This is a genomic window from Halomonas sp. KM-1 (assembly GCF_000246875.1).
GTDB classification, from domain to species: domain Bacteria; phylum Pseudomonadota; class Gammaproteobacteria; order Pseudomonadales; family Halomonadaceae; genus Halomonas; species Halomonas aerodenitrificans.
The window spans coordinates 23008-31039 of the sequence record NZ_BAEU01000081.1 but is presented as its reverse complement, the minus strand read 5'-3'; the positions used below and the strand labels follow the sequence as shown (position 1 = coordinate 31039).

Annotated in this window: 5 protein-coding genes; 3 read left to right on the top strand and 2 right to left on the bottom strand. The window is 64.3% G+C overall.

Annotation, left to right across the window (positions count from 1 at the left end):
• The first annotated feature begins 314 nt into the window (after positions 1-314).
• The gene (locus B8115_RS08960) at positions 315-1946 is read left to right on the top strand and encodes an iron ABC transporter permease (RefSeq protein WP_051004619.1); all 1632 of its coding nucleotides are present in this window, start codon (positions 315-317) and stop codon (positions 1944-1946) included.
• Here the strand turns inward: B8115_RS08960 and B8115_RS08955 are convergent.
• Positions 1932-3050: an ABC transporter ATP-binding protein gene (locus B8115_RS08955; protein ID WP_026038001.1), complete on the bottom strand. Its 1119-nt coding sequence runs from the start codon at positions 3048-3050 to the stop codon at positions 1932-1934. The genes B8115_RS08960 and B8115_RS08955 overlap by 15 nt on opposite strands.
• Before the next feature lie 245 nt (positions 3051-3295).
• Between B8115_RS08955 and B8115_RS08950 the strand changes: the two genes are divergently transcribed.
• Positions 3296-4324, top strand: coding sequence for a Fe(3+) ABC transporter substrate-binding protein (locus B8115_RS08950; protein WP_026038000.1), 1029 nt, complete (start codon positions 3296-3298; stop codon positions 4322-4324).
• Between the two features lie 382 nt (positions 4325-4706).
• Here the strand turns inward: B8115_RS08950 and polA are convergent, their stop codons facing one another.
• A complete protein-coding gene (gene polA / locus B8115_RS08945; RefSeq protein ID WP_010627444.1) occupies positions 4707-7490 on the bottom strand; it encodes a DNA polymerase I in 2784 nt (927 codons plus the stop codon).
• A gap of 201 nt (positions 7491-7691) precedes the next feature.
• On the opposite strand from polA, the gene B8115_RS08940 reads away from it, so the two are divergent.
• Positions 7692-7982 carry a DUF2782 domain-containing protein gene (locus tag B8115_RS08940; RefSeq protein ID WP_010627443.1) on the top strand — a complete coding sequence of 97 codons (291 nt, stop codon included), beginning with the start codon at positions 7692-7694 and terminating at the stop codon, positions 7980-7982.
• Positions 7983-8032 lie beyond the last annotated feature (50 nt).

The following is an 8032-nucleotide window of genomic DNA, read 5'->3' as shown; positions in this document are numbered from 1 at the left end:
TCTGTACAAGGCGGTGATTCCCTTCTGTGCACTGATCGTGCTGGCCTGCGTGCTGATGGCTTTCTTCCCGGTGCTGGTGACGGGGCTGCCGTCGCTCATGCTTGGTTATTGAATCGCCACCCTGCCTGACCTTGGCGCCCGCATCCCCGGATGCGGGCGCTTTTCATTGATATCGGTCAGCTGCAGGCAAATGCGACAACTGATATCATTTCCAATCGTGACCACCTCGCATTACCGCGACACCGAGCCAGCCAGTCAAGGAGTTCCGCTTGTTCCGTTCCACCGCTACCGGGCTTGCCTCGATCACTCGTCGCATGAGCCCCTGGACACTCCTGATCCTCAGCGTTGCCTTCGTCGTCGCCCTGCCGGTGATGGTGGTGCTGGCCCACATCGTCATGCCCACCGAGGGGGTCTGGCAGCATTTGGCCAGCACGGTGCTGGGGCGCTACGTGAGCAATACCCTCTACCTCACCGTCACGGTGGGCCTCGGCACCATGATCATCGGTACCGGCACCGCCTGGCTGGTAGTGATGTGCCGCTTCCCGGGGCGGCGGATCTTCGAATGGGCGCTGCTGCTGCCGCTGGCCGTGCCCACCTACGTGATCGCCTACGCCTATACCGATTTCCTGCAGTATGCCGGCCCCTTGCAGAGCTGGCTGCGCGAGGTGTTCGAGTGGGGCCGCGGCGACTACTACTTCCCTAACATTCGCTCGTTGGGCGGCGCCGCCACGCTGATCACACTGGTGCTCTACCCCTACGTCTACCTGCTGGCGCGGGCCGCCTTCCTCGAGCAGTCGGTGTGCGTACTCGACGTCGGCCGCACGCTGGGGCGCGGCCCGTGGAACCTGTTCGCCACCGTGGCCGTGCCGCTGGCGCGTCCGGCCATCGTCGGCGGCGTCTCGCTGGTGTTGATGGAAACGCTGAACGAGTTCGGCGCAGTGCAGTTCTTCGGTGTCGACACCTTCACCACCGGCATCTACCGCACCTGGTTCGGCCTCGGTGAACAGGTGGCCGCCGCCCAACTGGCCGCCTGCCTGCTGCTGTTCGTGTTCCTACTGATCCTGCTGGAGCGATGGTCGCGGGGCAAACGCCAGTATTTCCATACCACCAACCGCTATCAGCAGTTGCCGGAGTACCGGCTGCACGGCTGGCGTGCCGCAGCGGCCTTCGCCGCCTGTGCCCTGCCGGTGCTGATCGGCTTTCTCATTCCCAGCGGTCTGCTGGCACAGATGGCCATTACGTCCGGCGATGCCCTTTGGGGCACACGCTTCCTCGGCTTTGCCTGGAATAGCCTGAAGCTGGCGGTGATCGCCTCGTTGATCGCGGTAGGACTGGCGGTGATACTCAGCTACGGCGTGCGCCTACACGACAGCCCGCTGACGCGTATCGCCACGCGGATCGCCTCGATGGGCTATGCCATCCCGGGCTCGGTGATTGCCGTCGGCATCCTGATTCCCTTCGCCTGGCTCGACAAGAGCATCAACACATGGCTGCACGCCCACTACGGCATGATCGTCGGCCTGATCTTCAGCGGCACGGCATTTATCCTGGTCTACGCCTATGTGGTGCGCTTCCTGGCAGTTTCGTTCAACACCGTGGAGGCGAGCCTGGGCAAGGTGACACCGAGCATGGATGCCGCGGCACGTACCCTGGGTCAAACCCCGGCCGGCACACTCAAGCGCGTGCATACGCCGATCATGCGCGGCAGTCTGTTCGCGGCTGGCATCCTGGTGTTCGTGGACATCATGAAGGAGCTGCCGGCGACCATCATCCTGCGCCCCTTCAACTTCGATACCCTGGCGGTAAGGGCCTACAGCCTGGCCTCTGACGAGAGGCTAGCCGAGGCCTCGACCGCCTCTCTGGCGATCGTGGCCGTCGGCATCATCCCAGTGGTGCTACTGAGCATGGCCATGCGCCACTCTCGCCCCGGGTCAGGCAAGCGCTGAGGGAAAGACGAAGACCTGCGACAGGTCGAGGTGAATATCCACCCGCTGCCCTTCGGCGGGCAGAAATACCCCGGGCACCCGGGCATGCAGGTGGGCTTCACTGCCGTCCTCGCCGTGGGCACAGATATGCAGCAAGCTGCTGCGCCCCAACAACTTGGACATGACCACGTGGCTGTAGCGGTGCTCCGGGGCCGGTTCGAAGTGTTCGGTGATGCGCAGCGCCTCAGGCCTGATCATCACCTGTGCCTGACTCCCTTCCGGCAGCCAGCCGGCCTCCACCGGGCCTACCGGGGTCATCACCCGGCCGCCGTGCACCTCACCCTGCAACTCGTTCACCTCACCGAAGAAGGCCACCACGAAGGGGTCGCAGGGCGCACAGTAGAGCTCCCGCGGCGTCCCCACCTGAACGATGCGACCATCGCGCATCAGCGCAATGCGGTCGGCCATGAACATGGCCTCCTCGGGATCGTGGGTCACCAGCAGGGTGGCTGCGCCGACTTTCTTGAGTACGTGCAAGGTGTCGTCGCGGATGCGGTCGCGCAGGCGCGCATCGAGGCTGGAGAAAGGCTCGTCGAGCAGCATCAGCTGCGGTGAAGGCGCCAGGGCACGCGCCAGCGCCACGCGCTGCTGCTGCCCGCCGGAGAGCATGTGTGGATAGGAGTCGGCATAGCTCTCCATGCCCAGTTGCTCGAGCAGGGTCAGGGCACGCTCACGACGCTGGTGCGGCGGCTCACCCTTGAGCCCGAAGGTTACGTTCTCCAGCACCGTAAGATGGGGAAACAGCGCCGAGTCCTGGAAGGCCAGGCCGACGTTGCGTTTCTCCGGCGGCACATGCCTGCCCTTGGGCACTGCTATCTCGCCGCCGTTGAGCGTCACGCGCCCCTGCTGCAGCACTTCGAGGCCTGCGGCGATACGCAGCAGCGTTGTCTTGCCGCAGCCCGATGGCCCCAGCAGGCAGACGACCTCACCGGGCATCACGTCGAGGTCGACGCCTCGCACGGCGGCCAGACCGTCGAATGTATGATGGACGCCCTCCATGCTCAGCACGGCGGGCTGGCGATAGGGGGTGTGCCCTAGTGCAGTGGGCTTCGATTGGCTAGTCATAGGTGCGACTTGGTCAAGGAAGTTGTAGGACATATCGTACCCGAAATGTCCAGCGAACGCGTTTGAAATTTACTCTCATTCGTCTTCATTTCTTCGCTCCCCTTGCCTCTGGTCAGAACTGCAGCACATCGTGAACAAGCAATGGGCGAAACGGGTTGACGACGCATACGCGAAGCGTTTCAATGGAAATGAACTGAATGCAACGTATTATCGTTCAAAACCACCTGGCTTTTGAGGTCCGCATCATGTCCCAGCGTAACCGTGCCGTCGCTCCGCTTGCCGCCCTGCTGGCCGGCTCGGCCTTTGCCACCACCGTAGCAGCCGACGAGGTCAACCTCTACTCGGCTCGCCATTACGACGTCGATGAGCAGCTCTATCAGGCCTTCACCGACGAGACCGGTATCAAGGTCAATCTGCTGGAAGGCAATTCCGACGAGCTCATCGAGCGCATTCAGCGTGAGGGTATTGCCAGCCCCGCCGACGTGATGATCACCGTGGATGCTGGCCGTCTATGGCGCGCCGAGCAGGAGGGCATCTTCCAGGCTATCGAGTCCGACGTGCTCGCCGAGCGCCTGCCGGATTCCATGCGCCACCCGGAAGGCATGTGGTTCGGCTTCAGCCAGCGCGTGCGGGCAATCTTCTACAACCCGGAAAACGTCGACCCCAGCGAGATCACCTCCTACGAGGATCTGACCGACCCGCGCTGGGAGGGTGAAATCTGCATTCGCTCTTCCAACAACATCTACAACCAGTCGTTGCTGGCGGCCATGATCGACCACCATGGCGCCGAAGAGGCCGAGGCCTGGGCTCAGGGCATCGTCAACAACCTGGCGCGCCAGCCCGAGGGCGGTGACACCGACCAGATCCGCGCCGTCGCTGCCGGCGAGTGCGACCTGGCCGTGGCCAACCACTACTACTACGTTCGCCTGCTCAACTCCGACAGCGAAACCGACCGCAACGTTGCCGAAAGCGTGGGTATCCTGTTCCCCAATCAGGACGACCGCGGTATTCACGTCAACGTCGGCGGCGCGGGCGTCGTCGCCACCTCGCCGAACCGCGACAACGCCATCCGCTTCCTCGAGTTCCTGGCTTCCGACACCGCTCAGGAGTTCTTCGCCGCTGGCAACTACGAGTATCCGGTCGTTGATGGCGTGAACATGGACGAGACACTGAAGTCTTGGGGCGAGCTGAACAAGGACGACCTGAACATCAGCGTGCTGGGTGAGAACAACCCGGAAGCGGTACGGATCTTTGATCGCGTCGGCTGGCGCTAAGCCTTAGCCGGCAAGCCCGAAACGAAAACGCCACCGCAGCCGCGGTGGCGTTTTTGATTGTGTATCTCGGAAACGCTGAACAAATCGACGAGCGAGATGAAGCGGCTAGGTTCGTTCCCGACGAACCAACGCACTTCCCACATCCCTGTGGGTCGCAAGGCGCACGGAGCACAGTACCGAGCGAAGCGACAAACAGCCGTAGGCTGGCCCCGAAGGGGCGAGAAGCCGAAGGCTTAGAGTCAACCGGAGCCTATGGGGTATAGGTGAGGATTCCGACGGTCCGACGGTCCGACGGTCCGACGGTCCGACGGTCCGACGGTCCGACGCTTCGGCACCGCGCAACGCAGCGATTCGCTCGCGCAGGCATTTGTGCAGTGTTTCCCTAGTGGGCTTCGTCCCAATTGACTCCACTCTCGGCTTCGACGATCAGCGGCACGCTGAGCTCGGCGGCGGCCTGCATGCGCGCCTTCACCTCGCCGATGAACTCGTCGACCTGCCCTTCGCCGACCTCGAATACCAGTTCGTCGTGGACCTGCATGACCATGCAGGCGTCGAAGGCGCTCTCCTGCAGCCAGCCGTCGACCTCGATCATGGCGCGCTTGATGATGTCCGCCGCGGTGCCCTGCATCGGCGCGTTGATAGCGGTACGCTCGGCGGCCTGGCGTCGGGCGTGGTTCTGGGCGCGGATCTCGGGCAGATAGAGCCGCCTCCCGAACACGGTTTCGACGAAGCCGTCGTCGGCGGCCTGGGCACGGATACGCTCCATGTAGCGGGCCACGCCGGGGTAGCGGTCGAAGTAGCGGTCGATGTAAGTCTGCGCCTGGCTGCGCTCGATGTGCAGCTGCTTGGAGAGCCCCCAGGCGCTCATGCCGTAGATCAGCCCGAAGTTGATCGCCTTGGCGCTGCGGCGCTGCTCGCCCGAGACCTTCTCCAGCGCCACGCCGAATACCTCGGCGGCAGTGGCGGTGTGGATGTCGCGCCCCTCGGCAAAGGCGGTGAGCAGCCCCTGGTCTTCTGATAGATGCGCCATGATGCGCAGCTCGATCTGCGAGTAGTCGGCGGCGACGATGCGATAGCCGGGCCGGGCGATGAAGGCCTGACGGATCTTGCGCCCCTCCTCGGTGCGGATCGGAATGTTCTGCAGGTTGGGATCGGACGAGGAGAGCCGGCCGGTGGCGGCGACCGCCTGATGGTAGCTGGTGTGCAGCCGCCCGGTGCGCTTGTTGACCAGCCGCGGCAGCTTGTCGGTGTAGGTCGACTTGAGCTTGGCCAGGCCGCGATGCTCCATGATCACCTTGGGCAGCGGGTAATCAAGCGCCAGCTCCTCGAGCACGGCCTCGGCGGTGGATGGCGCGCCCTTGGGCGTCTTCTTGAGCACCGGGATCTTCTGCTCCTCGAACAGGATCTCGCCGAGCTGCTTGGGCGAGCCGAGGTTGAACTCGCGCCCGGCCAGCTCGAAGGCACGGGTTTCGAGTTCGCCGATGCGCGCTTCGAGCTCCTGGCTCTGGGCGTGCAGACGCGCGGCGTCGATCGCCACCCCGGTACGCTCGATGCGCGACAGCACCGGGATCAGCGGCCGCTCGATGGTGTCCAGCACCTCGGCCAGGCGCCCCTCGGCCTCGATGCGCGGCCGCAGCTCACAGTGCAGGCGCAGGGTCACGTCGACGTCCTCGCAGGCGTAGGGCACGGCCTGCTCCAGGTCGATCTGGTTGAAGGTGAGCTGCTTGGCGCCCTTGCCGGCGATCTCCTCGAAGCTCACCGTCTTCTGGCCCAGGTATTTCAGCGCCAGCGAATCCATGTCGTGACGAGTGGCGGTGGAATTGAGCACGTAGGATTCGAGCATGGTGTCGGTGAGCGGCCCGCGCACCCGGATGTCGTAGTTGGCCAGCACCGAAATGTCATATTTGAGGTTCTGGCCGATCTTGCCGCGGCAGGGGTCCTCCAGCAGCGGCTTGAGGGCGGCGAGCACCGCGGCCCGGTCGAGCTGCTCGGGCACGTCGAGGTAGTCGTGGGCCAGCGGCACGTAAGCCGCCTCGCCGGGCTCCAGTGCCAGCCCCACGCCGACGATCTCGGCGTCCATGTAGTTGAGGCTGTTGGTCTCGAGATCGAAGCAGAAGGCCTCGCAGGCGCCGAGCCGGCTCAGCCACTCGTCGAGTTCGGCCTGGGTCAGGATCGTGTGGTTCTTGCACGCCGTCACGCTGGCCGACGGCGCCTCCGGGTCGAGGTTGCCCGCCGCGGCGGTACCGGCGACTCCAGCGCCACGCTCGACGTCATCGACGCCCTCGTCCTTGCCCGACAGCAGCTCGGAGAGCCAGGCCTTGAACTCGAGCTCGGTGTAGAGCTGCTTGAGCGCCTCGCGGTCGGGGTGAGCGATGTCGAGATCGTCGAGGCCCACCGGTAGCTCGCAGTCGGTCTTGATGGTAGCCAGCTGGTAGGAGAGATAAGCCATCTCGCGGTGCTCTTCGAGCTTCTTGGGCAACGTCTTGGCCCCGCGAATGTCGAGGGTCTTGACCCTCTCCAGGTCGGCGTAGATGGCATCGAGCCCGCCGCCCATGCCCTGCAGCAGGCCCAGGGCGGTCTTCTCGCCCACCCCCGGTACCCCGGGGATGTTGTCGACCTTGTCGCCCATCAGCGCCAGGAAGTCGATGATCAGCGCCGGCGGCAGGCCAAACTTGGCCTCGACCCCGGCATCGTCGAGGGTCTCGTCCTTCATGGTGTTGACCAGGGTGATGTGCGAGTTCACTAACTGCGCCATGTCCTTGTCGCCGGTGGAGATCACCGCGTCGCGGCCGGCCTCGGTGGCCAGCCGCGCCAGGGTGCCGATGACGTCGTCAGCCTCGACGCCTTCGACGCACAGCAGCGGCAGGCCGAGGGCGCGCACGCAGGCGTAGAGCGGCTCCACCTGGCTGCGCAGGTCGTCGGGCATCGGCGGACGCTGGGCCTTGTACGCTTCGAACAGTTCATCGCGGAAGGTCTTGCCCTTGGCATCGAAGACCACTGCCATGGGGCTGTCCGGATAATCCTTGATCAACCGTTTGAGCATGTTGAGCACGCCCTTGACGGCGCCGGTGGGCTGACCCGTAGAGGTGGTCAGCGGCGGCAGGGCGTGGAAGGCACGGTAGAGATAGGACGAACCGTCGACGAGAACGATGGGCGTGTCGGCCATGAATCGGGCATCCGTTGAGTCTGTGCAAGAAAATGTGATTCTGATCAGCCATGATACGCATTGCGCGCCGCTTTTGCCGCCATCGTTGGGATCGCGCTGTCCAACGTCATACACTATGGTTAGCCATTCGATGGATTAGCCAGTTGATGGGTTAGCCATTCGGTGGCAACGACTGTCGCAAGCGGTCTTTCGGAGGCCAACATGAACGCTCTTCGTTTCCTGGCTGTTGCACTGCTTTCTCTCGGCCTCGGCCTGGCAGCGGCTACGCCGAGCTTGGCCCAGTCCGCCAACGTCGAACCCGACATCACCATTCGCCAGGAAGCGGATCAGACCATCCGCGAATACCGGGTGAACGGCCAGCTCTACGCCATCGAGATCCGCCCCAGCCGGGGCCCCAGCTACTTTTTGGTCGACCACGACGGCGACGGCAACTTCGAGCGCCAGGAGGGCGACCGCATCGCCGTGCCGCAGTGGGTGCTGCGTCGCTTCTAGCGGCCGAGCCGACCCTTGCACCGGGTGAATGTCGGAACCTGTCCAGCAGA

Excerpts from the sequence above, each read along its gene's own strand:
- B8115_RS08960 (WP_051004619.1), top strand. The coding sequence starts at position 315 with ATGAGCCCCTGGACACTCCTGATCCTCAGCGTTGCCTTCGTCGTCGCC.
- B8115_RS08955 (WP_026038001.1), bottom strand. The coding sequence starts at position 3,050 with ATGACTAGCCAATCGAAGCCCACTGCACTAGGGCACACCCCCTATCGC.
- B8115_RS08950 (WP_026038000.1), top strand. The coding sequence starts at position 3,296 with ATGTCCCAGCGTAACCGTGCCGTCGCTCCGCTTGCCGCCCTGCTGGCC.
- polA (WP_010627444.1), bottom strand. The coding sequence starts at position 7,490 with ATGGCCGACACGCCCATCGTTCTCGTCGACGGTTCGTCCTATCTCTAC.
- B8115_RS08940 (WP_010627443.1), top strand. The coding sequence starts at position 7,692 with ATGAACGCTCTTCGTTTCCTGGCTGTTGCACTGCTTTCTCTCGGCCTC.